Source organism: Streptomyces sp. NPDC006923 (genome assembly GCF_040635655.1).
Classification (GTDB): Bacteria; Actinomycetota; Actinomycetes; order Streptomycetales; family Streptomycetaceae; genus Streptomyces.
Genome location: NZ_JBEYIF010000009.1, coordinates 233,028 through 257,013, shown reverse-complemented (window position 1 = coordinate 257,013; position 23,986 = coordinate 233,028). Strand labels below are relative to the sequence as shown.

Below are 23,986 nucleotides of genomic sequence, written 5' to 3'. Positions count from 1 at the left end.
GGAGCGCACGTGGGCCTTGTCGTGCAGAAGTACGGAGGCTCCTCCGTAGCCGATGCCGAGGGCATCAAGCGGGTCGCCAAGCGAATCGTCGATGCCAAGAAGAACGGCCATCAGGTGGTCGTCGTGGTGTCGGCGATGGGCGACACGACGGACGAGTTGATCGATCTCGCCGAGCAGGTATCCCCGATCCCTGCCGGACGTGAGTTCGACATGCTGCTGACCGCCGGAGAGCGGATCTCCATGGCCCTGCTGGCGATGGCGATCAAAAACCTGGGCCACGAGGCCCAGTCGTTCACCGGCAGCCAGGCGGGCGTCATCACCGACTCGGTCCACAACAAAGCGCGGATCATCGATGTCACGCCGGGCCGGATCCGTACGGCGCTGGACGAGGGCAACATCGCCATCGTCGCCGGTTTCCAGGGCGTGTCCCAGGACAAGAAGGACATCACTACGCTGGGGCGTGGCGGCTCGGACACCACCGCCGTCGCACTGGCGGCGGCGCTGGACGCCGAGGTGTGCGAGATCTACACCGATGTGGACGGTGTCTTCACCGCCGACCCGAGGGTCGTGACGAAGGCCCAGAAGATCGACTGGATCTCGTTCGAGGACATGCTGGAGCTCGCCAGCTCCGGCTCCAAGGTGCTGCTGCACCGCTGTGTGGAGTACGCACGCCGCTACAACATCCCGATCCATGTCCGTTCCTCGTTCTCGGGGCTCCAGGGCACATGGGTCAGCAACGAGCCACAAGGGGACCGCACGGTGGAGCAGGCCATCATCTCCGGTGTCGCCCACGACACCTCCGAGGCGAAGATCACGGTTGTCGGCGTCCCCGACAAGCCCGGCGAGGCCGCGACGATCTTCCGCGCCATCGCGGACAACCAGATCAACATCGACATGGTCGTGCAGAACGTCTCCGCGGCGTCGACCGGTCTGACCGACATCTCCTTCACGCTGCCGAAGACCGAGGGCCGCAAGGCCATCGACGCACTGGAGAAGACAAAGTCCACGATCGGCTTCGAGTCGCTGCGCTACGACGACCAGATCGCCAAGATCTCCCTCGTCGGCGCCGGTATGAAGACCAATCCGGGGGTCACCGCGGGCTTCTTCGAGGCGCTGTCGGACGCGGGCGTGAACATCGAACTGATCTCGACCAGCGAGATCCGTATCTCGGTGGTCACTCGCGCCGACGAGGTCACCGAGGCCGTGCGCGCCGTGCACAGCGCCTTCGGTCTCGACAGCGACTCGGACGAGGCCGTGGTCTACGGAGGCACCGGACGATGATCCGCATCCGCACCGCCCGTACCCGTACACACACGGGCGCCGGGGACAGAAGCGGGAGCGCCGCGCGATGAACGGCGGGCCGACGCTCGCGGTCGTGGGTGCGACCGGGGCTGTCGGCGCCGTGATGCTCCAGATCCTGTCGCAGCACGCCGATGTCTGGGGCGACATCCGGCTGATCGCCTCGCCGCGTACGGACGGCCGCAAGCTGTCCGTACGCGGACAGGAGACCGAGGTCCTCGGGCTCTCCGAGGAGGCTCTCGAAGGCGTCGACGTGGCGCTGTTCCTCGTGCCGGACGAGGTGTCCCTCCGCTGGGCGCCGGTCGCCGCGGCCAAGGGCGCGGTCGTCGTGGACAATTCGGCGGCCTTCCGGATGGATCCCGGTGTGCCGCTGGTCGTGCCCGAGCTCAATCCGCACGCCGTGCGGTCCCGGCCGCGCGGCATCGTCGCGAGCCCGGGCTGCGCCACCCTGTCGATGATCGTCGCGGTGGGCGCGCTGCACGCCGAGTTCGGTGTGCGCGAGCTGGTGGTCTCCTCGTACCAGGCGGTCAGTGCGGCAGGCCAGGACGGCATCAGCGCGCTGCGCGATCAGCTCTCCCTGGTCGCCGGTACGGAGCTGGGCACGCACCCGGGCGATGTGCGCCGGGCGCTCGGCGACGCCGCCGGGCCCTTCTCCGCGCCGCTGGCGCTCAATGTCGTCCCCTGGGCCGGGTCGGTCCGGGAGGGCGGCTGGTCGTCGGAGGAGATGGCGATCCGCGAGGAGACACGGAAGATCCTGTCCCTGCCCGATCTGCGGGTGGCGGCGACCTGTGTCCATGTTCCCGTGATCACCACCCACTCGCTGGCGGTGCACGCGCGCTTCGAGCAGGAGATCACGGTCGACCGCGCGCACGAGATCCTGGCGACCTCGCCCGGTGTGGTGCTCTTCGACAATCCGGCGACCGGCGACTTCCCCACGCCCGCCGATGTGGTGGGCACGGATCCGACCTGGGTGGGGCGTGTCCGGCGGTCGCTGGACGATCCCCGCGCGCTGGAGCTGTTCGTCTGCGGCGACAACCTCCGTAAGGGAGCCGCGCTGAACACGGTCCAGATCGCCGAGGCCCTCGCCGTGGAACTGTCGAAGCGCTGAGGCGGGGCGGCGGTCCGGCGCGCCGCGCCGGGTGCCGTCGTATCGCGTTCATTCGCCCTTCAGGCGTTGTCGCCCGGTCTCGCGCCCTCCCTCAACTCCCGCGCGAGCAGCGGCATTCGGCGGAAATGCGGAGGCGACGGACTCTTAAATCTTTGTAGAATCCGTGAACGTCCTGTGAGCAAGTCGATGGTCTGCACCACTTGAGCTGGGGCGCGGTCTTGTTCGACGATGCGTATCCGTCCTTCTGCGCGAGCACTGCAACCGCCGGTCGGCCGTGAAGCGTCTATGCGGTCGCCCCTGTGCGGAACCGCAGAAAATTGGGGCATTGGGGGAGATCAGGTACGCATGAGGGTAATTGTTGCAGCGTCACATGCGATGACGCGCGCGTACAACCCTGACGGGGGGAAGCGTGTCCAACAGGCGTGGCAGAGGTTCTCGACATCACATCGATTGTCCCGGTTCGCGGCGCGGCGGTGCGCCCGCGCCGGCGGCCCCGCACACCCGGCGGTATGCCGGTGATCGCCCCCATGCCCGCCGCGCGTCCCACGCACCTGGCGTCGCCCCGCGACGGCGCTGACGGCGCGATGGCAGCAGGCACCACTGTCGATCACCTCACCGAGACCTATCGCGCGCACTACCGGTCGCTGCTCGGGCTCGCCGCCCTCCTGCTCGACGACACGGCCTCCTGCGAGGACGTCGTGCAGGAGGCGTTCATCCGGGTGCACTCGGCACGCAACCGCGTCCGGGAGCCGGAGAAGACGCTCGCGTATCTGCGGCAGACTGTGGTGAACCTCTCCCGGTCCGCGCTGCGCCGGCGCATCCTCGGCCTCAAGCTGCTCTCGAAGCCGATGCCCGACATGGCGAGTGCCGAGGAGGGCGCGTACGACCAGCTTGAGCGGGACGCGCTGATCAAGGCGATGAAGGGGTTGCAGCGCCGGCAGCGCGAGGTGCTGGTGCTGCGGTACTTCGCGGACATGACCGAGGCGCAGGTCGCCGAGACCCTGGGCATATCGCTGGGCTCGGTGAAGGCGTACGGCTCGCGGGGCATCGCGGCGCTGCGCGTCGCGATGGAGGCCACGGCATGAGTGGGCGGAAGGACCGGCGCGGATTCGGCCCTGGAGGCGGCCGTGAGGACGGGCAGGCCGGGCCGGACGCACCGTTGAACGACCTGACTGGGAACGGAATTGTGAACAACGGGCCGGAGAACGAGCTGGGCGGCCTCGGTGACACGGGTGCCGGCCGCGACAGTGGCAGTGGTGCGGGCGGGAGCCCCGGGCGGGGCTTCGGCGGGATCCTCGGGGAAGACCTCGGCGGCGAGGAGCCGGATCTGCGGCGGCTGTTCCAGAGCGCCGTCGAGGACCTGGAGCCGTCCGACGGAGCCCTTGACCGGCTGCGCAAGGCGGTACCGGCCCGGCGGGCCAGAAAGCGGCAGGCCGTCGTCGGTGTGGCGGCCGCCGCGATCCTGCTCGGCACGGCGGTCCCCGCCTTCGTCCATGTCGCCAACTCCGGCGGCGCGTCCGACACGCACCCCGTGAACGCCGGTCATGGCGAGCAGGCGCAGGGCGGCACGGGCGCGGACAAGGAGACCGGCGCCGGAGAGAAGGGGGCAGGAGTCCCCTCCGGCGCGCAATCCACGGCCAAGGACGACACCGGCGAGAAGGACAAGCCGGACGGCGAGGCGTCGAACTCGTCGGACGGCGGCACCGGTGTTCCGTCCGAGCCGGACGACGAGTACACCGCTTCCAAGCCCAGGTGCGCCGCGAACCAGCTCGGGGTCACCACCGCCGAGGCGAGCGCGCCCGGCGCCGACGGCAAGGTGTACGGGGTCTTCCGCGTCGCCAATGTCTCGGGTACCGACTGCTCGGTCACCGGCGCCGGTTCGATCAGCTTCCAGCCCGCGGGCGCGGCCGACGCGGCCAGGATCAGTGTCGTCGCCCATACGCCGGGCGACGCGGCGACGGGGCTGCCCGATCCGTCCGCCGAGGTGTCGGCGCTGGTGCTGGCGCCGAGCAGCGCGTACGAGGTCAAGTTCGCCTGGGTGCCCACGGACACCTGCCCGACCTCGGGTGCCTCACCCGATCCCACGCCCTCGGACGACGGCTCGGGTGTGACCGGCGGATCCACCGCGGGCGCCGGGGCCGGTTCCGGCACGGACGGGGCCAACACGGAGCCTCAGCTTGTGAACGGCGGCACGGCGGACGGCAGTGTCTCGGTGTCCCACACCGCGGAGCCGGGCGCGCCCGTCGCACAGGCGACGATCCCCAACGCCTGCGCCGGCACGATCTACCGGACGGGCGTCCTCGACGCGCCGTAGCGCGAGACGTGCGCGACTCCCGACAGCGGGCCGGCCGGACAGCGGGCCGGCCGCCGGACCGCTGGGGCAGTGGCGTCAGCGCGACCAGGGCGCCCCGTGCGACCAGTGGGCCGTGCGGCGCGCTCAGGCGGCGGTCTCCAGCCCCAGCACCCGGTCCTTGGCGGCCTCCGCCTCGCGGCGGAGCAGCCGGAACCACATGAAGAGCACAAAGCCGGCGAAGACGAACCACTCACCGGTGTAGCCGAGGTTCTGGAACGCCTTGAGGTCCAGTCCGGTGTTCTGCGGCGCGGCCGCGGGCACGGCCCGCAGTCCGTCGGACGCCCGGGTGACGGTGATCCAGGCGTCGTACACGTCGTACGGGACGAGGTTGACCAAGGACGCGGCGCTGATCATGCCGAGCTGTCCCGCCGGCAGCGCCCCGCCGGTCCGTACGCCCTCCGACCCGGTGGACTCGGACGCCTGGAGCGAACCGGTCACGGTGACCTCGCCGGTGGGCGGCGCCGGGGCCTTCGCCCCCTGGGCCAGCCATCCGCGCACCACGGGCAGCGCCTTGCCGCCGTCGGTGCGGAGCATGGTCAGCACATAGGAGCCGGTCCTGCCGTCCAGCTCCCGGCCCGGCACCAGGAACTGCTCGCCGTACCGCCCGCTCGCCGAGACGTGCCGCCCGGATGTCTCCTGGTCGACGGGGAGCAGGGTGTCCACCGCCACGGCGGCCCGCTTCGCCGGATCGGGCCGCTCCTCGGCGGCCTGGTGCGACTGGACACGGTCCTCGAAACGGCCGAGCTGCCAGGTCCCCATGAAGACACAGAAAGGGATCGCCAGCACGACGAAGACGTTGATCCCCCACCAGCGCGGAGTCACCAGGAACCGGTACACCCCTCCACCGTACGGAACGCCGCCCCGCGGCTCGGTCCCGGGGCCCGCTCCGGAGCTCCCGGGCGGGCCGGTCCCGGGCCGGCGGCCGGGCCGCCCCGGGACCTCGGGGCACCGCTCAGCCCAGGTGCCGCGCGGCGAAGTCCAGCTCCAGCCGGACCTGCTTGATCCGCTCCTCCACCACCAGCGAGCCGTGGCCCGCGTCGTATCTGTACACCTCGTGGACCGCGCCCCGCGCCGCCAGCCGGTCGACGTAGTTCTCCACCTGGCGGATGGGGCAACGCGGGTCGTTCACACCCGCCGAGATGTAGACCGGCGCCCGCACCGCGTCCACATAGGTCAGGGGAGACGACGCGGCGAAACGTTCGGGCACCTCCTCGGGGGTGCCGCCCAGCAGCGTGCGGTCCATCGCCTTGAGGGCTTCCATCTCGTCGTGGTACGCCGTGACGTAGTCGGCGACCGGCACCGCCGCGAGCCCCAGCGCCCAGGACTCCGGCTGGGTGCCGAGGCCGAGCAGGGTCAGATAGCCGCCCCAGGAGCCGCCCGACAGGACCAGCTTCGAGGGGTCGGCCAGGCCGGAGGCCACCGCCCATTCACGGACCGCCGCGATGTCCTCCAGCTCGATCAGCCCGACCCGGTGCTTGAGCGCGTCCGTCCACTCCCGTCCGTATCCGGTGGAGCCGCGGTAGTTGACCCGTACGACGGCGTATCCGTGGTCGACCCAGGCGGCCGGTCCCGCGGCGAACGCGTCGCTGTCGTGCCAGGTCGGACCGCCGTGGATCTCGAAGACCGTCGGGAAGGGGCCCTGCCCGGCCGGCCGCTGCACCAGCGCGTGCACCCGGCCGCCGGGGCCCTCGACCCAGGCGTCCTCCACCGGCACCGAGGCGGGCGCCGTCAGCCCCGGCGGATCGAGCACCACCCCGCCCGCGGTGGAGCGGACCACCGGCGGCCGGGCCGCGGACGACCACAGGTACTCCACGCTTCCGTCCGGCCGGGCCGTCGCTCCCGACACCGTCCCCGCCGGGGTCTCCACCGGGATCAGCGCGCCCTTGGCGAAGTCGTACCGCCACAGCTCGCTGCGCGCCTCGAAGCTGTGCGAAAGCAGCAGCCCGGACCCGTCCGGATACCACTCGGCGTTGAGGTCTCCGGGCAGGTCGACCGCCAGGCCCGTCTCCTCGCCGGTCAGCGGATTCCAGACGACCGGCTCCCAGCGGCCCCGCCGCTGATGGCCGATGAGCAGCCGGCTGTCCCCGGCCAGCGGCGCGAAGCCCAGCACCTCCAGGCCCAGCTCGCGCGTCCCGCCCTCGGTGTCGTCCAGCTCGGCCACCACCGAGCCGTCCAGCCGCAGCACCCGCACCGCGGAGTGCATCGCGTCCCCGTGCTCCGTGTGCTCCATGGCGATCAGCCCGCCGTCGTGCGACAGATCCCCGACACCGGCCGACTCGCGGTGGCGGTAGATCTCCACGGGCGCCTGCCCGGGGCGTACGACATGCAGGGTCGATCCGTCCTCGTCGGTCGACCGGCCGACGACCGCCGTGCCGTCCCGCCCGAGCGCCAGACCGGCCGGATAGGAGGGAGCGAGCCCGGGTGTCGCTGGTTCGTCGCCGCCGTTGTCCGGACCGGAGAGGCCGGAGAGGAAGGGCTGCCGCATCCAGACGCCGAACTCGTCTCCGTCGGTGTCCGAGAACCACCAGATCCACTCGCCGTCGAGCGAGAGCACGCCGTCCGTCGTCCCGTTCGGCCGGTCCGTCGCCTGCCGCTGCGCGCCGGTCGCGCGATCCCACGCGTACAGCTCGTACGTCCCCGTCGCGTTGGAGACGAACAGCGCCCGCTCGGGCGCGTCCTCCGCCCAGTCGGGCAGCGAAACCCGCGGCGCCCGGAATCGCTTCTCCCACGCCGGCATTGATTCCGGCGTCGAACCGGTGATCTGAGTCATGACCCCTATTCTGCGCCCGGCCCCCGACATCTCGTCCTCGTCCCGCTCAGCTTGTGGACACAGCCTGTGGACAACGTGATCGGGGCAGCTCGCGGGCCGGATCGATCAAATCTCAGCAGAACGGAATAAGTCACCAATATCCGGGCAGGGGCTATTCCAGCAGCATCCTCGTGGCCACGGAGGCCAGCTCCTCCTCGGCCTGGTCCCAGGTCCAGCCGCACTCGTCGATCAGGGTGCGCCAGGCGCCCAGTCCGAAGCAGAACCACAGCACGTCGGAGCACCGGGCGACGGTCATGCCCGGCTTGAGCGTGCCGAGGTGTTCGAGGTGTTTCGCGATCTCGCGGAGCGCGGAGTGGTACGCGGAGGTGCCTTCCGTCCAGAGGGCCTCGGCGCTTTCGTGCACGGCGAGCGCGCTGTAGAGGATGGCGATGGCGTCGTAGTGCTCCTCGTTGCTGAGCCGCGTGAGGTGCGCCAGGAGCGCGATGGCGTCGGCGGCGTCCGTGGTGCGCCGCACCTGGGTCACGATGTCCCGCTCGTCCGAGTTCGTGAACGCGCGGTGGACGGTCTCCCGGAGGATCTCGACCCTGCTGCCCGCGCTGGCGTACACCGTCTTGACCGCGGTCCCGGCCTCGCGGGCGATGTCGGCGATGGTCACCTGGGCGTATCCGCGCTTCAGGAACAGCCGCCGGGCCGCGTCCAGGATGTCGCGCCGGGTCGCGGCCGCGGTCAGTGCGCGGCGGGGCGAGTTGTAGGGACGCGGTTCGGGCATGTTCGCATTTTATGGTAAGCATTCGATGCTGTAAACTCGTTTTCATTGCTCATGGTGTTACCCGAATTTGAGGGACCGAGATGGCTGCTTCACCTACGCTTCGTGCCGAAGGTGTGCGCATGTACGAAGAGATGATCGGTGCGCAGGCTGTTATGCGCCGAGGTGCCGCCCTCGTCTGTACGTCGTATCAGCGTCTTGTCAGCGGGGCGCCCGTCGACGTCAAGGCGCTGGTCGGCACCACCCGCTGGCTGATCGCGTTCGTCCACCGCTACCACTCCAGTGAGGACGTGCTCTTCTGGCCGGTACTCATGGATCTCTTTCCGGCAGCCGTCCGCGAACTCAACCAGATCACCATCGAGCACCAGGCGCTCGAAGCCGAGCTGCACGCCCTCGCCAGGGCGGTCGACGCCATCGCCGCGCCCGAGTCCACGGTGGAGCGCACCCGTGCTCTGGAGATCGTCGGCCAGGCGGCGGTGTCCGGGCTGCCCGCGGCGCAGCGGGTCCAGGAGATCCTGGTCAGGCACTTCACCGACGAGGAGCCCGTCCTGCGGGAACTCTTCCCGAAGGTGCCGGACCGGGAGGTGGTGCGGCTGCGGAAGACGATCGTCCGAGGCGCCTCGCGCTCGGGCCTGCACCTGGTGTTCGGTCTGATGGAAGATCCGGACCGGGTCCCGGGACATGACCTTCTGATGCGCAGTCTGCCCCGGGTGACGCGCTGGACGCGGCCGGTGCTGCTGGTGCGGTACCGCTCGATCAAAAGGGCGCTCGGGGACGACTCGTGACGGGCCGGCCGCTGTCGGAACGGCACCCGGCGCCGGTGTGAGGCCCCCAGGGCTGTCCCGTGATCCCCGGCGGGCTCGTGACGACGGCCAGGGCCCTTAGACTGAGCCGCCGGCGGCCGGTTGTCCGAGTCCGGACGCCCGGGTCCGGTGCCCGCGCGGGAGGGGAGCGATCGTGACGTCAGCCGTCGGCGAGTCCGAGGATCCTCCCGCCGAGGTGCTGGCGGAGGCCGCTGCCGCGTTCGGACTGCTGGCGTCGTCGGCGCGGCTGCACATCGTATGGGTGCTCGCGCAGGGCGAATGCGATGTGACGGGGCTTTCTGAGCGGGTCGGCGGCGCACTGCCCGCCGTGAGCCAGCATCTGACCAAGCTGAAGCTCGCCGGTCTTGTCCGGTCGCGCCGCGAGGGCCGCCGGCAGGTCTATTTCGTCGACGATCCCGATGTGGTGACCGTGGTCCGGCTGATGGTCGGACAGCTCACCGCCCGCACCGCGCCGGCCACCGCGTGGCGTGTCTGAGCCGCTGCCGTCGCCCTGGCGCTGACCGGTCCGGCCGTCGCGGAGAACGCCCCGCTCAGCCGTAGGAGAGGTTGGAGCAGGGGTCGTCGTCGGCCGAACGGGCCCCGGCCGCTATGGCCGTCGGCAGCGTGGTGGGCGCCGCCGAGGGGCCGTCAGTGGGCCCGGCCGGGGGATCCTCCGCGTACGAGGTGCCCAGGACGACCGCTATGCCCGCCCCGGACACCGACTGGAGCCGCGCACCCGGAAAGAGGCGGGCCACGGTGCGTCCGCCGTCGTACTCTCCCGGGCCGTACTCGATCACCGTGGTGCGGTGGTCCTGGGTGCTCGCGTTGGCGGTGCCCGTGACGGTGAAGTCGTGTTCCGTGAGACCGCGGGCCGCGCGGGCGGCCAGTCCGCCGACCGTGGTGCCGTTGTACACGGCGACGGAGACACCGGCGCCGGACACGGGCGGCGCGGTGCTCGGGCCGGGTGTGGGGGAGGCGGTGCCCGTCCCCCCGGTCGCCTTCCTGCCGCTGGCGTCGGTGCCGTCGATCGTACGGTCGGCCTTCAGCGCCGCCCAGAGGGCGTCCGCGTCCGGTTCGACGACCGCCACCCGGGACCCCTCGTAACGCCAGGGCACGGTGACGAACTTGGTGTTGTGCAGATCGATGTCCTTGAGCGACATCGCGAAGCTCAGCAGTTTGTCGGCGGAGCCGAGCCCGGGATCGACGGTCATGGACTGTGTCGCGGCGTCCGCGAGCGGCAACAGCTTGGTGGGGGTGAGCCCGTCGCTCTTCACCTTTTTGATCAGACCGGCGACAAAGGCCTGCTGGCGCTTGATGCGGCCGATGTCGGAGCCGTCGCCGATGCCGTGCCGGATCCGTACGTAGTCCAGCGCCTTCCGGCCCGCGAGGGTCTGGTCGCCCTTGGCGAAGAGGCGCTTGCCGCGGTCGGCCCGGTTGGGATCGAGGTCCCGCTGATAGATGTTCTGCGGCAGGCACACCTCCACACCGCCGACGATCTCGGTCAGTCTCGCGAAGCCCTTGAAGTCGACGACGACGGTGTGGTCGACGCGCAGCCCGGTGAGTTTCTCGACGGTGTTCTGGGTGCAGGCCGGATTGCCCTTCGCGGTCTCACCCACGGAGAACGCCGAGTTGAACATGGTGTCCTTCTGCGGCTTGGTCCAGTGCCCGTCGGGCAGCTTGCAGGGCGGTATGTCGAGAAGGGTGTCGCGCGGGACGGACACGGCGACGGAGTGCTTGTGATCGGCGTAGACGTGCAGCAGGAACGCGGTGTCGGAGCGGCCGATGTCGTCCTCGCTGCCACCGCCCAGCGCGCTGTTGCCGTCGGTCCGCGCGTCCGAGCCGATGACCAGGACGTTCTGTCCCTTGGACGAGCTGGGAGGGCGGCTCTCGGAGATTCCATTGGCGCTGAAGGTGTCGATGTTCCGGTTGAGCTTGAGATAGACCCAGCCGGCGCCCGCCGAGACGAGGACGAGAAGGGACACGGCTATCGCCAGGGTGAGCCGCAGCCGGCCGCGCCCTCGCCGCCGGCCGCCGGCGGATGCCGTGTCTCGGCTGCTGCCTGCCATATACGCGCCCTCAACCCTTCGGCTCACCCCATGGTTGTCCAGTTGCGCAATGTAGCAACTTTACGGAAAGGGGCTTTCGCCGGGTATGGCCGTCGGGGGGGGCGGACGGCGCTCCTTTCGAAACACGCCCTGGCCGCCGGGCGCGGGATGGTGCGGCGCGGTTCGCGGTATGCCGCACCGGACGGCGGCCCGTACGGACGTGGTGGCCGTCACAGTGGCTCGGGTCACGGGCCGGGAGGCGGGCCGACCGACGGCCCGCCTCCCGGGCCGGCCCGCTCACCGGACGCGGGCCGGCCTGCTCAGGGGGCGTCGTGGGGGTGTTCCCACCGGCTCACAGGGTGCGTTCCAGCCGGTCCGCCATCAGCCTGATGAAGCGCGCGGGATCGCTCAGCTCGCCGCCGTCCGCGAGCAGGGCCATCCCGTAGAGGAGCTCCGCGGCCTCGGCCAGTCCCGTGTCGGCCTCCTGCTCGGCATGCGCCTTCTTCAACCCGGTGACCAGCGGGTGCGTGGGGTTGAGTTCGAGGATGCGCTTGATGTGAGGCACCTCCTGGCCCATGGCGCGGTACATGTTCGCCAGCGCCGGAGTCGCGTCGTGCGTGTCACCGACGATGCAGGCCGGGGAGACGGTGAGCCGGGACGAGAGCCGTACCTCCTTCACGTCCTCGCTCAGCCGCGTCGTCATCCAGCTCAGCAGGCCGGCGAAGTCCTGCTGCTGCTTCTCACGCTCGGCCTCGACCTCCTTCTTCTCCTCCTCGGTGTCGAGGTCGACCTCGCCCTTCGCGATCGACTGGAGGGGCTTGCCGTCGAACTCCGGGACGGACTCGACCCATACCTCGTCCACGGGGTCGGTCAGCAGCAGCACCTCGAAGCCCTTGGCCTTGAGCGCCTCCATATGCGGCGAACTCTCGATGGCGGAGCGCGACTCGCCCGTCATGTAGAAGATGTGCTGCTGGCCCTCCTTCATACGTTCCACATAGTCCCGGAGGGTGGTCGGCTTCTCCGCGTCCTGGGTCGAGGCGAAGGAGGACACACCAAGGATCGCGTCGCGGTTCTCGAAGTCGCTGAGAAGCCCTTCCTTGAGGACCCGGCCGAACTCTCTCCAGAACGTCGCATAGCGGTCCGGATTCTCGGACATCATGTCCTTCAATGTCGACAGGACCTTCTTCACCAGACGACGGTGCATCAACTGGATCTGACGGTCCTGCTGGAGAATCTCCCGTGACACATTGAGGGACAGATCCTGCGCGTCGACCACGCCCTTGACGAAGCGCAGGTATTCCGGCATCAGCGCTTCGCAGTCGTCCATGATGAACACGCGCTTGACGTAGAGCTGCACGCCGCGCTTGTGGCCCTGCGCGAACAGGTCCTGGGGGGCGTGGGACGGGATGAACAGCAGCGCCTGGTATTCGAAGGTGCCCTCCGCCTGCATGCGGATGGTCTCCAGCGGATCCGTCCAGTCGTGGCTGACGTGCTTGTACAGCTCGTTGTACTCCTCGTCGGTCACCTCGCTCCTGGACCGCGCCCACAGCGCCTTCATCGAGTTGACCGTCTCGATTTCGCGGGCCTCGCCGTCGTCCTCGGACGTGGACTCGGCGGCCATCCTGATGGGCCAGGTGATGAAGTCCGAGTACCGCTTGACGATTTCCTTGATCTTCCAGGCGGACGTGTAGTCGAAGAGCTGGTCCTCGGTGTCCTCCGGCTTGAGCCGCAGCGTGACCGCGGTGCCGCGCGGCGCGTCCTCGACCGGCTCGACCGTATAGGTGCCCTCGCCGCTGGACTCCCAGCGCGTGCCCCGGCTCTCTCCGGCCCGCCGGGTCACCAGCGTGACCTCGTCGGCCACCATGAAGCTGGAGTAGAAGCCGACGCCGAACTGCCCGATGAGCTCCTCGGAGGCCGCCGCGTCCTTTGCTTCCTTCAATTCCTGAAGGAACTTCGCCGTGCCGGAATTCGCGATCGTCCCGATGAGCTGCACCACATCGTCGTGCGACATGCCGATGCCGTTGTCGCGTACGGTAAGAGTGCGCTGCTTCTTGTCGACCTCGATCTCGATATGGAGATCGGACACGTCTTCCTGTGCCTCTTCGTCGCGGAGGACTTCCAGCCGCAACTTGTCCAACGCGTCAGAGGCGTTGGAAATCAGCTCGCGCAGGAATACATCCTTGTTCGAGTAGATCGAGTGGATCATCATCTGCAAGAGCTGACGTGCTTCCACCTGAAACTCGAAGGTCTCGGTCGGCATATGCGGAATTCCTCTCCTCGTCAAAAGGCCGGCCAATGCGGTGAGCCGGTCCACATCGTAACCAGCGCCCGCGGCATCCACGGAGGCAGTTCCGGGAGCGGGCGGGAACCCGGCCACCGGAGCCGGCACACCCCGGAGCCTCCCGCCCGGCGCCGACCATCATCGGGACGGCAGACGCCTTCGAGGGGGCCGGCGAGTGGACGCGAGGAGACAAGGATGATGGCGGGGGCGACCGGCATTCGCCGGCCGGCACCGGCCCGGCACCGGACCTGCGGGGCCGGGCTCCGGAGACCGGCCCGGGGATGTCCGTTTGTCAGGACAGATCAGCGACCAGCGAAGGGCTCGGACACCATGAACGCGAAGATCCCCCACGCCTCGGACCGCCCGGCAGGCCGGAGCCCGGGCCCGGCCGACGGCGCACCGGTGATCTCGGGTTCACGGCCAGGCACCTTCGCCCGGGGCGTCCTGTACGAGCGCCACCCGGCGCTGATCCGGCAGGTACGCGACGCTTTCCCCTACGGCCCCCGGCAGCACCGCGCGCTCGACATCCTGCTGGACGAGATCACCAACGGCGTGGTGGAACCGCTCGACGCCGCGGAGCAGGACCACGACCAGTGGTCGGCCTGGGGGCGGGAACACTTCGGACGGCCGTGGTCCGACGTCCCGTTCCTCTGGGCCGAGAGCTACTTCTACCGCAAACTCCTCGGGGCCGTCGGATACTTCGGTGCGGGGCCCTGGCGGGGCGTCGATCCCTTCGCGCCCTTCAAACAGGCCGAACTGAGCGGCACGGCGGTGGAGGAGGAGCTCCGGGCACTGGACACACTCGCCGAGCTGCCCGCCGGCCAGCGGGCGACGGCCCTGCTGCACGCCTCCCTCTGGGGAAACCGTGCCGACCTCGGCTTCCGTGTCTCGGCGGGCGACGCGGACCTCGGTGACGCCGATCCCGGCCTGGTCGCCGACGACAGCGCCACGCTGTGGTCGCTCCTGCCCGAGGGGACGCCGGCCACCGTCGCCGTGGTGGCGGACAACGCGGGACGGGAGCTGATCCCCGACCTGATCCTCATCGACCACCTGCTCGAACACGGCCGCGCCGCCCGGGTCGTCCTCCACGTCAAACCCGGCCCTTACTTCGTCTCCGACGCGACGACGGCCGATGTCGTCGACTGCCTGCGCCGCCTTCTGCGCGCCCCCGGCACGGCGGGCCGGACCGGCGAGCGCCTCTGGGCGGCCATGGGAGCCGGCCGGCTGGAGGTGCGCGCCCACCCGTTCTTCTGCGCCCCGTTCCCGTACGAGGAGATGCCCGAGGACCTGAGGGCCGACTTCGCCACCGCCGGGCTGACGATCCTCAAGGGCGACCTCAACTACCGCCGCCTGGTGGGCGATCGCCGGTGGGACGCGACAAGGCCGTTCGGGGACCTCACAGCACACTTCCCGGGCCCCGTCGCGGCACTGCGCACGCTGAAGTCCGATGTTGTCGTCGGCCTTTCCCCGCAGACGCTGACCGGCCTCGAACGATCGGGCCACGCCTGGCGCACCAGCGGCACCCACGCCCTGATCCAGGCCCGGCGGTAAGAGAGCTGTGCGTTCGTGCCCGGCTTCCGCCGTGTCCGTGTCGGTGTCGGAGCTGGCCGGCCCGGGTCAGGTCAGCGCGGCGGCGATGTGTTCGGCGGCTTCGGCGATCAGGGGTTCGCTGGGGCGTGCCCCGTGTTCGGAGCGCTCGGACATGATGGCCATCACCAGGGGTGCGGAGCGGGGCGGCCACACGACGGCGATGTCGTTGGCCCGGCCGTAGTTGGCCGTTCCGGTCTTGTCGGCGACCCGCCATCCCCTGGGGAGCCCGGCCCGGATGCGTTTGTCACCGGTGGTGTTGCGTACGAGCAGGTCAGTGAGCAGGGCGCGCGGGCGGCCGGCGAGCGCGTCTCCCAGGACGAGCACGCGGTAGTCGGCGGCGATCGCCCGGGGTGTGGTCGTGTCGTGCGGGTCCCCCGGGCGGGCCCGGTTCAGCTCGGGCTCGTAGTGGTCGAGCCGGCTGACGGTGTCGCCGAGCCCCCGCATGTAGGCGGTCAGCCGGTCGGGACCGCCGAGGTCGCGCAGCAGGAGGTTGGCGGCCGTGCCGTCACTGTGGCGGATGGCGGCGTCGCACAACTGACCGATCGTCATGCCCTGGGCGACGTTCCGCTGGGTGACGGGCGAGATGGAGTTGATGTCGTCCCCGGTGTAGGTGACCTTCTCGTCCAGGTGGCTGAGCGGGTTGCCGTGGAGGACGGCCGCGACGGCGAGGGGCTTGAACGTGGAGCAGAACGCGAAGCGCTCGTCCGCCCGGTGAGCGAGCGTCGTGCCCGTGCCGGTGGCCAGGGCGTACACACCGAGCCGGGCGTCGTACTTGCGTTCCAGCGCCCGGAGCGGGGCCGGGTCCAGGGGTGTCGCGGAGGCGGAAGGCGCACCGGAGGGACGTGCCGATGCCCGGGACGCCAAGGTGGCCGAGCGGTCCGGTGTGTGTCCGCACCCCGTCAGAGGCAGCAGGGCCGCCGCGGTGAGTAAGGCACGGCGGGACAGGCCGGACTGCTCTGAGGACATGCGGTGGTACCTGCTTTCGGAAGCCGGACGGTACGTGCCGGGCCGGCGCATGAGGGGGGCTCGTCGCTGTTCTACGCGCCCGGGTCGGCAGAGTCCAACTCGACCGGCCAGTCGTGTCACCGGCTCGCGCACCTGTGCGGCAACCGGTCCGGCGACACGCCGAAGCAGGGAACGCGTGTCCGTACGAGGGGGTGGGCCTCAGCTCTTGGAGGGTACGGGCGGGACGCCGCCGGCCGATGTGCCGGCGGTCCCGCGGCCGGTCCGTACGCGGGTCAGCAGGAACAGCCCGGCCAGGGCGGCCGCCGACGTCAGGACCAGGAAGACGAGGCCGTGCCGGTAGCCGGTGGCGATCTGTTCCGGATCCGGTGCAGCCCGGCGTGCGGCACCGTGGAACACGATGCCGATGACCGCCAGCCCGACGGAGCCGGCCACCTGCTGGGTCGTGGCCAGCAGACCGCTGGCGGCGCCTGCCTGCGCGGGCTTCAGTCCGTCCAGGACGATTCCCAGCAGTGGGGCCATCACGGCTCCGGTGCAGGCCCCGTTGACGGCGAGCAGTGCGGCCAGCGCGGGGATGTTCACGTCGCGGGGCTGGGCGAGCAGCAGCAGGAACTGTCCCGCGAAACCGATGATCCGGATACCCATCGTGGCCATGAGAGCCCTGGGACCCCATCGTTCGGTCAGGGACGACGAGGCCAGGCTCGCGGCACAGAAGCCGATCATCAGCGGGCTGGACACCAGCCCGGACTGGAGCGGGGTGAGACCGCGGCCCTGCTGGAGCAGCAGGGCCAGGACGTAGAGGGACGAGGACATCGAAGCGTAGAAGGTGCAGACGGTCAGCAACCCCATGCGCAGCGTGCCCGCGCGCAGCAGGCTGGGGGGAAGCAGCGGGTCGCGCCCCCGGGACTCGACCCGGCGTTCCCAGAGCCAGAATCCCGGCAGCGACACCGACGCGCCCACGAGCATGAGCAGGGTCCACCCGGGCCAGCCGGCGGAGCGGCCGACCGTCAGGGGCACCACAAGCAGCACCATGGCCACGGCGAACAGCAGGATCCCGGTGCGGTCGATCCGCAGGCTGCCCAGCCGGCGGGTCGCCGGCAGCAGCCGTGGGGCGAGGAGCAGCGTCACCACCCCGACGGGAAGGTTGACGAGGAAGGCCCACCGCCAGGACAGGCCGAGCCAGTCCAGACTGATCAGCAGTCCGCCGAGGAGCTGTCCCACGGCCATCGCGCCGCCTGTCGCCAGGCCGTAGAAGCGCATCACCCGGGGCCGCTCCGCCGGGGGGTAGTGGAGCCTGATCAGCGCCAGCACCTGAGGGAACAGTACGACGGAGGCACCGCCCTGAAGCGCTCGCCCGCAGATCAGCCACCACACGTCCGGTGCGAAGCCGCACATCGCCGACGTCGCGGTGAACAGGGCCGTCCCGACCACGAACGCCTTCTTGGGGCCCCAGTGGTCGCCCAGCCTGCCGCCGAGCACCAGCAGGCACGCGTACACGATGGCGTAGGCGGCCACGACGAGTTGGACCTCGCCGCTGGTCGCGCGCAGGTCCTCGGTGATGGACGGCACCGCCACGTTGACGATGAAGAAGTCCAGGGTGGGCATGAAGGCGCCCACGAGCAGTATCGCGAGCACGGGTTCAGCCCTGCCGCAGGGCCAGGCGCAGGTGGTGTTCGAGCAGATGGGGCGCGAGCATGAAACCGTAGTGGCCGAGTTCTGACTCCATGATGTGCACCCGGGCGCCCCGGATGCCCGCCGCCAGCTCGCGCTGTGTCTCGGGGGGATAGGCGCGGTCGGTGGAGAAGCCGACGACGTCCGTGGGGGAGGTGATCCGGGCGAGCGCGTCGTCGATGTCTCCCCTGCCCCGCGCCACGGTGGCTCGCGAGGCCGTCTCGGAGAGGACCAGGCAGCAGTTCGCGTCGAAGCGTTCCCACACCTTGTCGCCCTGCGCCAGCACGTATGCGCGGAACTTCTCGTGACAGCCGTCCGAGTCGTGGTACCACGTCTGGCCGCCGAACCGGTCCTGCCAGTAGCTTTCGGTGCCGTAGCGGAGGTGCGCGAAGCTCCGGGCGAGGGAGACGCCGGTGCGGGGGCCGCACCCCTCGGGCAGGTGGTAGAAATCGCCTCCGTGGAAATGCGGATCCCGCCGGATCAGCTCCAGTTCCAGATGCGTGTGGCCGGCCTGTTCGACCCGGGTGGCCGCCCCCACGGCGATGAGGAGGAGCCGGCCCACCCGGTCGGGGCGGGAGACCGCCCATTCCAGAGCCCGCGCTCCGCCTATGGACATGCCGATGACGGTGTGCCAGCGCTCGATGCCCAGCGCGTCGGCCAGCGCGGCCTCGGCGTTGACCTGGTCGACCACATCGAGCGCGGGGAACCGTGACGCCCAGGGGTTTCCCCGCGGGTCGAGGCTCGCGGGGCCGGTGCTTCCGTCGCAGCCGCCGAGATTGTTGGCGACGATCACGTGGTAGCGGTCGGTGTCGACCGGTCCGCCGGGCCCTATCAGGGTGTCCCACCAGCCGTCCGCGCGGTGACCCGGCCCGGCGGGTCCCGCCGCGTGGCTGGTCATGCTCAGCGGCGGCAGAATCAGCACCGCGTTGCTCCGGTCGGCGTTGGGGGTGCCCCAGGCCTCGTACGACATGGTCACCGGCCCCAGGGACCGTCCGGAGATCAGCGCCAGCGGTGCCTCGGCCGAGTGGGTGGTGACGAACCGCCGGTTCCCCGGGGCGTCGCCGGGCTGCCACGCTCCGGTGTTCCTCAGTCGCATGCGCGTTCCCTCCGTGACGGGGCCTGGGGTGTGCGCGGTCAGTGGTCGGCGTAACGGCTGCGCAGCATCTTCTTGTCGAACTTGTTGGTGGCCGTCTTCGGGATCTCGGGGACAAACTCGAAACGGTCCGGCACCCACCATTTCGGGAGCCGGTCACGCAGGAAGGCCCGCAGTCCGTCAGCCGTCACCGTGGCGGCGGAACGTGGCACCACCACGGCCAGCGGCCGTTCCTGCCACCGCACGTCCGGTACGGCCACGACGGCTGCCTCCAGGACGCCGGGGTGGTCCATGAGCGCGGACTCGACCGCTATGGAGCTGATCCACTCGCCGCCCGACTTGATCAGGTCCTTGCTGCGGTCCGTGATGCGGATATAGCCGTCCGGGTCGATGGTCGCGATGTCCCCGCTGCGCAGCCAGCCGTCGTGGAACCTGGTGGTGTCGGCTTCTTCGCCCGGATTCTCGTAGCGCGTCGCTCCCCAGAGCGATCTGACCTCCAGCTCTCCCTGGGTCACCCCGTCGTGCGGGAGCACCCGGTCCGAGTCGTCGACCAGCCGCAACTCGACGCCCGGCACGGCCAGGCCCTGCGTGTGGTGCAGTTCCGTCTGCTTCTCCGGAGGCAGGGACGCGAGGCCGCTGCGGATGTTCGTCAGGGCGACCGTCGCCATGTTCTCCGTCATGCCGAGCCCCTGCTGCATGGTCACGCCACGGTCGGCGTACCGGTGGACCAGGCCCGACGGGATCGCTGAGCCACCGCAGACGATGCGTTCCACGGACGCGAACACCTCCTTCGGAGGGTCCATCTCGTCCAGGGCGAGCCAGAAGGTCGGCACGCCGGCGGAGAGGGTGACCTGCTCCCGCTCCAGGGTCTCCGCGATGGACTCGGGTTTCAGATGCGGCCCGGTGAACACCAGGCCCGCCCCCGCCAGAGCGGCCGCGTACGGCAGCCCCCAGGCGGTGGCGTGGAACAGCGGCGTCAGCGGGAAGATCACATCCCGTTCGCGGACCGCGAAGGCGTCGGCCGCACACATCGCGAGGGAGTGGAGGACGAGGGAGCGGTGCGAGTGGGCCACGGCTTTGGGACGGCCTGTGGTGCCGCCCGTGTAGCACAGGCAGGCGGTGCGGTTCTCCGCCACGTCACGCGGGGCGACCGGCTCGGCTTCTGCCAGCATCCGCTCGTAGGAGAGCGCGTCGGTGAACGCGGGGTCCACCTCGCCCCCGTCGGAGATGACGACGAACCGGCGCACCGACCGGAGCCGGGGCAGCAGCCGTGCCAGTTGCCCGGTGAGGGAGGCGTCGACCACCATCACCCGGGCCTTCGCGTGCGCCACGACCCATTCGATCTGCTCGTCGGAGAACCGTACGTTGACCGGAACCAGGACGGCGCCCGCCATCGGGACACCGAAGAACCACTCCAGGTGCCGTGCGCTGTTCCAGGCGAAGGTCGCCACCGCGGCGCCCTGTTCGACGCCGAGACGCCGGAGGGCGTCGGTCAGCCGTCGGACGCGTTCCTGGCACGCCGCCCAGGACGTCCCCCGGTGCTGCCCCGCGAGGTCGACCTCACGTATCTCCTTGGCGGGTGACACGGTGGCCGCCCGCCGCAGGAGCATGCCCACCGAGAGCCCGATGCCGCCCTGCACGGTCATGATGCGAGTTGGACGAGGGTCATGCCGTCATGCACGGTGAGCAGCGCGGCGCGCACCCGGGTGTCCTCCACGACGTGCTTGTTGAACTTGACCACGTCGTGCGCCCAGTTGGCGAACAACCGCTCCACCCATTCCTCGCCCGTACATGTCTCGTCGGCGGGCGGCAGGGAGCGCGGGTTGATGACCTCGCCGCCCCACATGGTGTTGTCGACGACCAGGAGGCCGCGGGGCCTCAGGAGGCCGCGGGCGAGGATGGTCTCGAAGTAGGTGATGTAGTTCGGCTTGTCCGCGTCCAGGAAGATGAGGTCGAAGTCGCCGTCGACGTGCTGGAGGACGGAATGGGCCTCATCCAGCACGGGCTTGATCTTGTGACCGTGCGGACTGCGCTCGAAGGCCCGCGTGGCCACGTCCTGGGCCCTCTTGTCCGCGACATAGTTGTCGATGGTGACGACCTCGCCGTCCTCCGGCAGGGCCGCGGCCATGGCGACGGCGCCGTGGCCGGTGAAGGTGCCCACCTCCAGCACACGGCTCATACCGCCGGTGGTGATCAGCATCTGGAGGAAGGACGTCTGGACGTGCGCGGTCGAGATGTCCGCCCATTCGGGAGTGGACCGTGCGGTTTCCTCGGCGATGTGCCGCAGTTCGGCCGAGACGGGTGTGGAGGAACGCTCCGCGTACTCCCGGATTCCCTCCCGGAAGATCGAAGGCTTCTTGAAGACGGCGTCGGACCTGTGTTCCATGGCTTCTTCTCTCGGCGTGTGAGGGAGTGTCCGGCACGTGCGTCGGCGGAAACCGCTGGTCGGCTGCTCCGGTCGCTCCCGAGGCGCCGGACCGCGTCGCCGCTGCGGGGCTACGGTGTGGGGGCCGCGTGCATCGTGACGTAGTTGGTCCCGATCCAGTCCCCGAACGTCGCGCTCTCGCCGTCGAGGGTGTCGACTTCGAGACCGTACGTACGGGCCTTGGGGACCGAGAAGGAGAAGTCGGTCGAGGGGCGCAGGAAGAAGACGCTCGACGTGCGGTCGCTGCCCTCGCGCAGGCCGGCCTCCGGGGACCTGACGTGGTGCCGGGGTGCGGGGACGGCGCCCCGGGTGACGAGGGGCGCGATGGCGCCGCACAGCACGATCACGGACTCCGGGATGTGCGGCAGGTCCACCAGTTCGCCGCCGATCTCGGCCTGCAGGCTGACGAACCCGTTGGCGCACGGGGTCTGGTGGATCAGGGTGATGATGGACAGGTCGTAGTGCGGTGCCATGCGCCGCGGTTCGTGCTCGGCGGCGCGGTGCTCGGGGACCTCGGGGAAGTAGCGCAGCCGCAGCACGGGGTCGCAGTCGAGCAGCGTGTCGATGTCCCTCCCGTCCGAACCGTCGTACGTGCCGGTCGCCTCCAGGACGACCCGGGCGGTTTCCCGGGCGGCGGTGTGGAGGCCGCCGAAGTAGTCCGTCCAGACGCCCTCGAAGCGCGGCGAGGGGAAGAGATTGCCGGAAATCCCCATCGAGAACGTCATCGAGTAGTCCGTGTAGGTGCCCGTTTTGGTCACCTGGGCCGTGCTCTCGGCCTCCAGCGCGGAGTAGCCGCGGCGCAAGGTCGGGATGTCCGTCGTCATGGCCGCCTTCTCCTCGGGCGTGCCGTGCTGGAAGAAGTCCATCGCCGTGTCGGTGGCGAGCTTGTGGTCCTGTTCCCGTACTCCGCAGTCGGTGAGGTAGAAGACACCTGCCTCGGTGACGCACCTGCGGAACTCTTCCTGGTCAAGGCCCTGCTTCAGCGCGGTGAGGCTGAAAAGGGGCACTCGGGGCACCGTCGTGTCTGCCATGGGTGGCCCGCTCCTTCCGGATCAGTCGTAGAAAAGTACGGCGCGCATTTCCAGGGACGTGCGCAAATGTCCGAGGCTCGGCCCTTTCGCGTCGTAGAACGCCGTGTGCGGGCAGAGGCCGGCCACGTCGGCCGACTCCGGACGCCCCGTACCGCCGGCGCCGTCGGCTCCGTCCGCGGCGAGTGCCAGACTGCGGCTCGCGCTGTCGTAGCACTTGAAGAGGACGACCTCGTCGGGTGAGAGCGACCGCCAGTAGTGCCAGCGGTGGCGGGGGTTGTGCTTCACGGAGTAGCTCTCGCGGTCCTTGAGCCACTCCGGGAACTTGAGCCGGGTCGCCACGAGGTCGGACGAGGGGTCCAGTGACCGGTAGTCGCACAGGGCCAGGGGGTAGTTGCGGACGGGTTCCATGAGGGGCCGCCAGATGTTGACGATCTGGAACCTGCCGAAGCGGCGGTCCTTCCCGCCGTGCCGGGCGGCGCGTTCCCGGGCGCTGTTCGGGCTCTGGTCGACGTGGACACGCAGGTGCGGCGCCTGGTGGGGCGTCGCACCGGAGGGGGCGGCGTCCTGGCGTCGCAGGGTGGCGTCGAAGAACTCCACCGCGTCGGCGCCGGTGACGGACGTCAGCAGCTCGGCGGTCTCCCCCCGGTACCGTTCGAGGGCCGGCGCGGAGTTCTCCGCCAGGCCGCGCTGGTCGGCCGTCGTGGGAGCCGTGACCCGCTCGAATCCCATGGTGTCGAGGGTGGGCCGCTCGGCGCTGTCGCGCAGGTCCTCGACGGTGGTCTCGTGCGGAACCATACGGAAGTTGAGGATCACCTCCGGCGGCCGGGACAGGGCGTCGACGCACCAGTCGTCGTCCGGGGAGCCGGGCGTCAGCGGTGCGGCGTAGTGCAGGACGGTCGATACGGCGGACACGGTGGCGGCTAACCCTTCGCTGCCGAGCGGCGGAAGACGCCGCGGTCCAACTGCGGGCCGGCGTTGGCGTACACCATGTCCATGGTGAGCACGCCGTGGAAGGACGCCAGGTACTTCTCCAGCAGCGCCGGGCTGTACCGGTGCCAGTACGGGATCATGTCCTCGATGACGAAGTAGTCGCCCTCGTGGAGCAGATGGTCGACTGCCCACCGCATGACGTTGAACGTGTCGGCGTGCGCGTCGTCGATGAGCAACAGCGGGTGGGCCACCTCGCCGAGGAGCTTCTCCAGCGTCTCCAGATCGGTGCAGTCCGCTTCGTGGAGAGCGATGTCCGACATCTCGGCCGGGGGGATCTGGCAGCGGGAGGTGTCCTTGTCGATCCCGATGACCTGGCAGTCGATGCCCATGAGCCTGGTCAGGTCGCGGAACCAGACCAGGGAACCACCGCTGTACACCCCGAGTTCGATGATGGTGCGGGGACGGAACTCCCACAGCAGGTCGTGCAGGGCGGCCTGCGCCTCCGGGTCCTTGAGCAGGCGCAGACCCCGCCACTGGTAGCGGGAGAAGTCCGGATAGCCCAGATCGCGCGGCGCTTCCGCCCAGCGGTCGAGCGGCCAGTCCCGCGGCCGGTCCGTCAGCACGGGGGGACGGTAGACCGGGTCGTCGCCCAGCCCTCGGAATGCGTTCAGATCCAGGAATTTCTCGCGAGAATAGTCGTTCAATGCGCTCTCCCCTGAGTTTGCCCCGCATTTCGACCTGGCGATGCTAACCCGCACTACTCTTGGCTTTCTCTCCCGGATCTCTCGGGGGGCTCTCCGTGAAATAGCGGTAAGGCTCGGAAAGGTGTTTGGCGGAAATTTCGCATGGGCAGGGAGA

Annotated in this window: 20 protein-coding genes; 7 read left to right on the top strand and 13 right to left on the bottom strand. The window is 70.0% G+C overall.

What is annotated here, in order from left to right; all coding sequences use genetic code 11:
- Positions 1–9: 9 nt before the first annotated feature.
- The 4 genes from ABZ707_RS20535 to ABZ707_RS20520 all read left to right on the top strand — a co-directional run bounded on the left by ABZ707_RS20535 (position 10) and on the right by ABZ707_RS20520 (position 4,721).
- The gene (locus ABZ707_RS20535) at positions 10–1,281 is read left to right on the top strand and encodes an aspartate kinase (protein WP_360176625.1); all 1,272 of its coding nucleotides are present in this window, start codon (positions 10–12) and stop codon (positions 1,279–1,281) included.
- A gap of 67 nt (positions 1,282–1,348) precedes the next feature.
- A complete protein-coding gene (locus ABZ707_RS20530) occupies positions 1,349–2,407 on the top strand; it encodes an aspartate-semialdehyde dehydrogenase (RefSeq protein ID WP_360176622.1) in 1,059 nt (352 codons plus the stop codon).
- Positions 2,408–2,829: 422 nt separating this feature from the next.
- Positions 2,830–3,492, top strand: a complete 663-nt coding sequence (locus tag ABZ707_RS20525; RefSeq protein ID WP_360176619.1) for a SigE family RNA polymerase sigma factor — start codon at positions 2,830–2,832, stop codon at positions 3,490–3,492.
- Between the two features lie 101 nt (positions 3,493–3,593).
- Positions 3,594–4,721 (top strand): hypothetical protein, encoded by a 1,128-nt coding sequence (locus tag ABZ707_RS20520; protein WP_360176616.1) that lies wholly within the window; start codon positions 3,594–3,596, stop codon positions 4,719–4,721.
- Between the two features lie 123 nt (positions 4,722–4,844).
- On the opposite strand, the gene ABZ707_RS20515 is transcribed toward ABZ707_RS20520, so the two are convergent.
- The 3 genes from ABZ707_RS20515 to ABZ707_RS20505 all read right to left on the bottom strand — a co-directional run bounded on the left by ABZ707_RS20515 (position 4,845) and on the right by ABZ707_RS20505 (position 8,299).
- Positions 4,845–5,597, bottom strand: a complete 753-nt coding sequence (locus tag ABZ707_RS20515) for an SURF1 family protein (protein ID WP_360176613.1) — start codon at positions 5,595–5,597, stop codon at positions 4,845–4,847.
- Positions 5,598–5,712: 115 nt separating this feature from the next.
- Entirely contained in the window at positions 5,713–7,530 is a 1,818-nt protein-coding gene (locus tag ABZ707_RS20510; RefSeq protein ID WP_360176610.1) for a prolyl oligopeptidase family serine peptidase, read from the bottom strand.
- Between the two features lie 151 nt (positions 7,531–7,681).
- A complete protein-coding gene (locus ABZ707_RS20505) occupies positions 7,682–8,299 on the bottom strand; it encodes a helix-turn-helix domain-containing protein (protein ID WP_360176607.1) in 618 nt (205 codons plus the stop codon).
- A 119-nt stretch (positions 8,300–8,418) separates the two neighbouring features.
- Between ABZ707_RS20505 and ABZ707_RS20500 the strand changes: the two genes are divergently transcribed.
- Together ABZ707_RS20500 and ABZ707_RS20495 are read left to right on the top strand one after the other, a co-directional pair.
- Entirely contained in the window at positions 8,419–9,081 is a 663-nt protein-coding gene (locus ABZ707_RS20500) for a hemerythrin domain-containing protein (RefSeq protein ID WP_360176604.1), read from the top strand.
- A gap of 172 nt (positions 9,082–9,253) precedes the next feature.
- Entirely contained in the window at positions 9,254–9,595 is a 342-nt protein-coding gene (locus tag ABZ707_RS20495; protein ID WP_360176601.1) for a metalloregulator ArsR/SmtB family transcription factor, read from the top strand.
- Between the two features lie 55 nt (positions 9,596–9,650).
- On the opposite strand, the gene ABZ707_RS20490 is transcribed toward ABZ707_RS20495, so the two are convergent.
- Complete coding sequence (locus ABZ707_RS20490; RefSeq protein WP_360176598.1) at positions 9,651–11,165, bottom strand: LCP family protein; 1,515 nt, start codon at positions 11,163–11,165, stop codon at positions 9,651–9,653.
- A 331-nt stretch (positions 11,166–11,496) separates the two neighbouring features.
- Positions 11,497–13,404: a molecular chaperone HtpG gene (htpG, locus tag ABZ707_RS20485; protein ID WP_360176595.1), complete on the bottom strand. Its 1,908-nt coding sequence runs from the start codon at positions 13,402–13,404 to the stop codon at positions 11,497–11,499.
- A 351-nt stretch (positions 13,405–13,755) separates the two neighbouring features.
- Here htpG and ABZ707_RS20480 point away from each other — a divergent pair, with 351 nt between their 5' ends.
- Positions 13,756–14,976: a damage-control phosphatase ARMT1 family protein gene (locus tag ABZ707_RS20480; protein WP_360176592.1), complete on the top strand. Its 1,221-nt coding sequence runs from the start codon at positions 13,756–13,758 to the stop codon at positions 14,974–14,976.
- 66 nt (positions 14,977–15,042) lie between these two features.
- Here the strand turns inward: ABZ707_RS20480 and bla are convergent, their stop codons facing one another.
- The 8 genes from bla to ABZ707_RS20440 all read right to left on the bottom strand — a co-directional run bounded on the left by bla (position 15,043) and on the right by ABZ707_RS20440 (position 23,832).
- Complete coding sequence (gene bla / locus ABZ707_RS20475) at positions 15,043–15,981, bottom strand: class A beta-lactamase (RefSeq protein WP_360176589.1); 939 nt, start codon at positions 15,979–15,981, stop codon at positions 15,043–15,045.
- 198 nt (positions 15,982–16,179) lie between these two features.
- Complete coding sequence (locus ABZ707_RS20470) at positions 16,180–17,613, bottom strand: MFS transporter (RefSeq protein WP_360176586.1); 1,434 nt, start codon at positions 17,611–17,613, stop codon at positions 16,180–16,182.
- Positions 17,614–17,617: 4 nt separating this feature from the next.
- A complete protein-coding gene (locus ABZ707_RS20465; protein WP_360176583.1) occupies positions 17,618–18,745 on the bottom strand; it encodes a homoserine O-acetyltransferase in 1,128 nt (375 codons plus the stop codon).
- A gap of 38 nt (positions 18,746–18,783) precedes the next feature.
- Positions 18,784–20,388: a long-chain-fatty-acid--CoA ligase gene (locus ABZ707_RS20460; protein WP_360176580.1), complete on the bottom strand. Its 1,605-nt coding sequence runs from the start codon at positions 20,386–20,388 to the stop codon at positions 18,784–18,786.
- A complete protein-coding gene (locus ABZ707_RS20455) occupies positions 20,385–21,128 on the bottom strand; it encodes a class I SAM-dependent methyltransferase (protein WP_360176577.1) in 744 nt (247 codons plus the stop codon). The genes ABZ707_RS20460 and ABZ707_RS20455 overlap by 4 nt, the downstream gene beginning before the upstream one ends.
- Before the next feature lie 110 nt (positions 21,129–21,238).
- Positions 21,239–22,198 carry a 2OG-Fe(II) oxygenase family protein gene (locus tag ABZ707_RS20450; protein ID WP_360176574.1) on the bottom strand — a complete coding sequence of 320 codons (960 nt, stop codon included), beginning with the start codon at positions 22,196–22,198 and terminating at the stop codon, positions 21,239–21,241.
- Between the two features lie 21 nt (positions 22,199–22,219).
- Positions 22,220–23,110, bottom strand: a complete 891-nt coding sequence (locus ABZ707_RS20445; protein WP_360176571.1) for a CmcJ/NvfI family oxidoreductase — start codon at positions 23,108–23,110, stop codon at positions 22,220–22,222.
- A gap of 8 nt (positions 23,111–23,118) precedes the next feature.
- Entirely contained in the window at positions 23,119–23,832 is a 714-nt protein-coding gene (locus ABZ707_RS20440; protein WP_360176568.1) for a CmcI family methyltransferase, read from the bottom strand.
- Positions 23,833–23,986: the final 154 nt, after the last annotated feature.

What these genes read in the sequence shown, in the direction of transcription:
- ABZ707_RS20530 (WP_360176622.1), top strand. Translation starts at nt 1,349, where the DNA reads ATGAACGGCGGGCCGACGCTCGCGGTCGTGGGTGCGACCGGGGCTGTC.
- ABZ707_RS20510 (WP_360176610.1), bottom strand. Translation starts at nt 7,530, where the DNA reads ATGACTCAGATCACCGGTTCGACGCCGGAATCAATGCCGGCGTGGGAG.
- ABZ707_RS20505 (WP_360176607.1), bottom strand. Translation starts at nt 8,299, where the DNA reads ATGCCCGAACCGCGTCCCTACAACTCGCCCCGCCGCGCACTGACCGCG.
- ABZ707_RS20500 (WP_360176604.1), top strand. Translation starts at nt 8,419, where the DNA reads ATGTACGAAGAGATGATCGGTGCGCAGGCTGTTATGCGCCGAGGTGCC.
- ABZ707_RS20490 (WP_360176598.1), bottom strand. Translation starts at nt 11,165, where the DNA reads ATGGCAGGCAGCAGCCGAGACACGGCATCCGCCGGCGGCCGGCGGCGA.
- htpG (WP_360176595.1), bottom strand. Translation starts at nt 13,404, where the DNA reads ATGCCGACCGAGACCTTCGAGTTTCAGGTGGAAGCACGTCAGCTCTTG.
- ABZ707_RS20480 (WP_360176592.1), top strand. Translation starts at nt 13,756, where the DNA reads ATGAACGCGAAGATCCCCCACGCCTCGGACCGCCCGGCAGGCCGGAGC.
- bla (WP_360176589.1), bottom strand. Translation starts at nt 15,981, where the DNA reads ATGTCCTCAGAGCAGTCCGGCCTGTCCCGCCGTGCCTTACTCACCGCG.
- ABZ707_RS20465 (WP_360176583.1), bottom strand. Translation starts at nt 18,745, where the DNA reads ATGCGACTGAGGAACACCGGAGCGTGGCAGCCCGGCGACGCCCCGGGG.
- ABZ707_RS20460 (WP_360176580.1), bottom strand. Translation starts at nt 20,388, where the DNA reads ATGACCGTGCAGGGCGGCATCGGGCTCTCGGTGGGCATGCTCCTGCGG.
- ABZ707_RS20455 (WP_360176577.1), bottom strand. Translation starts at nt 21,128, where the DNA reads ATGGAACACAGGTCCGACGCCGTCTTCAAGAAGCCTTCGATCTTCCGG.
- ABZ707_RS20450 (WP_360176574.1), bottom strand. Translation starts at nt 22,198, where the DNA reads ATGGCAGACACGACGGTGCCCCGAGTGCCCCTTTTCAGCCTCACCGCG.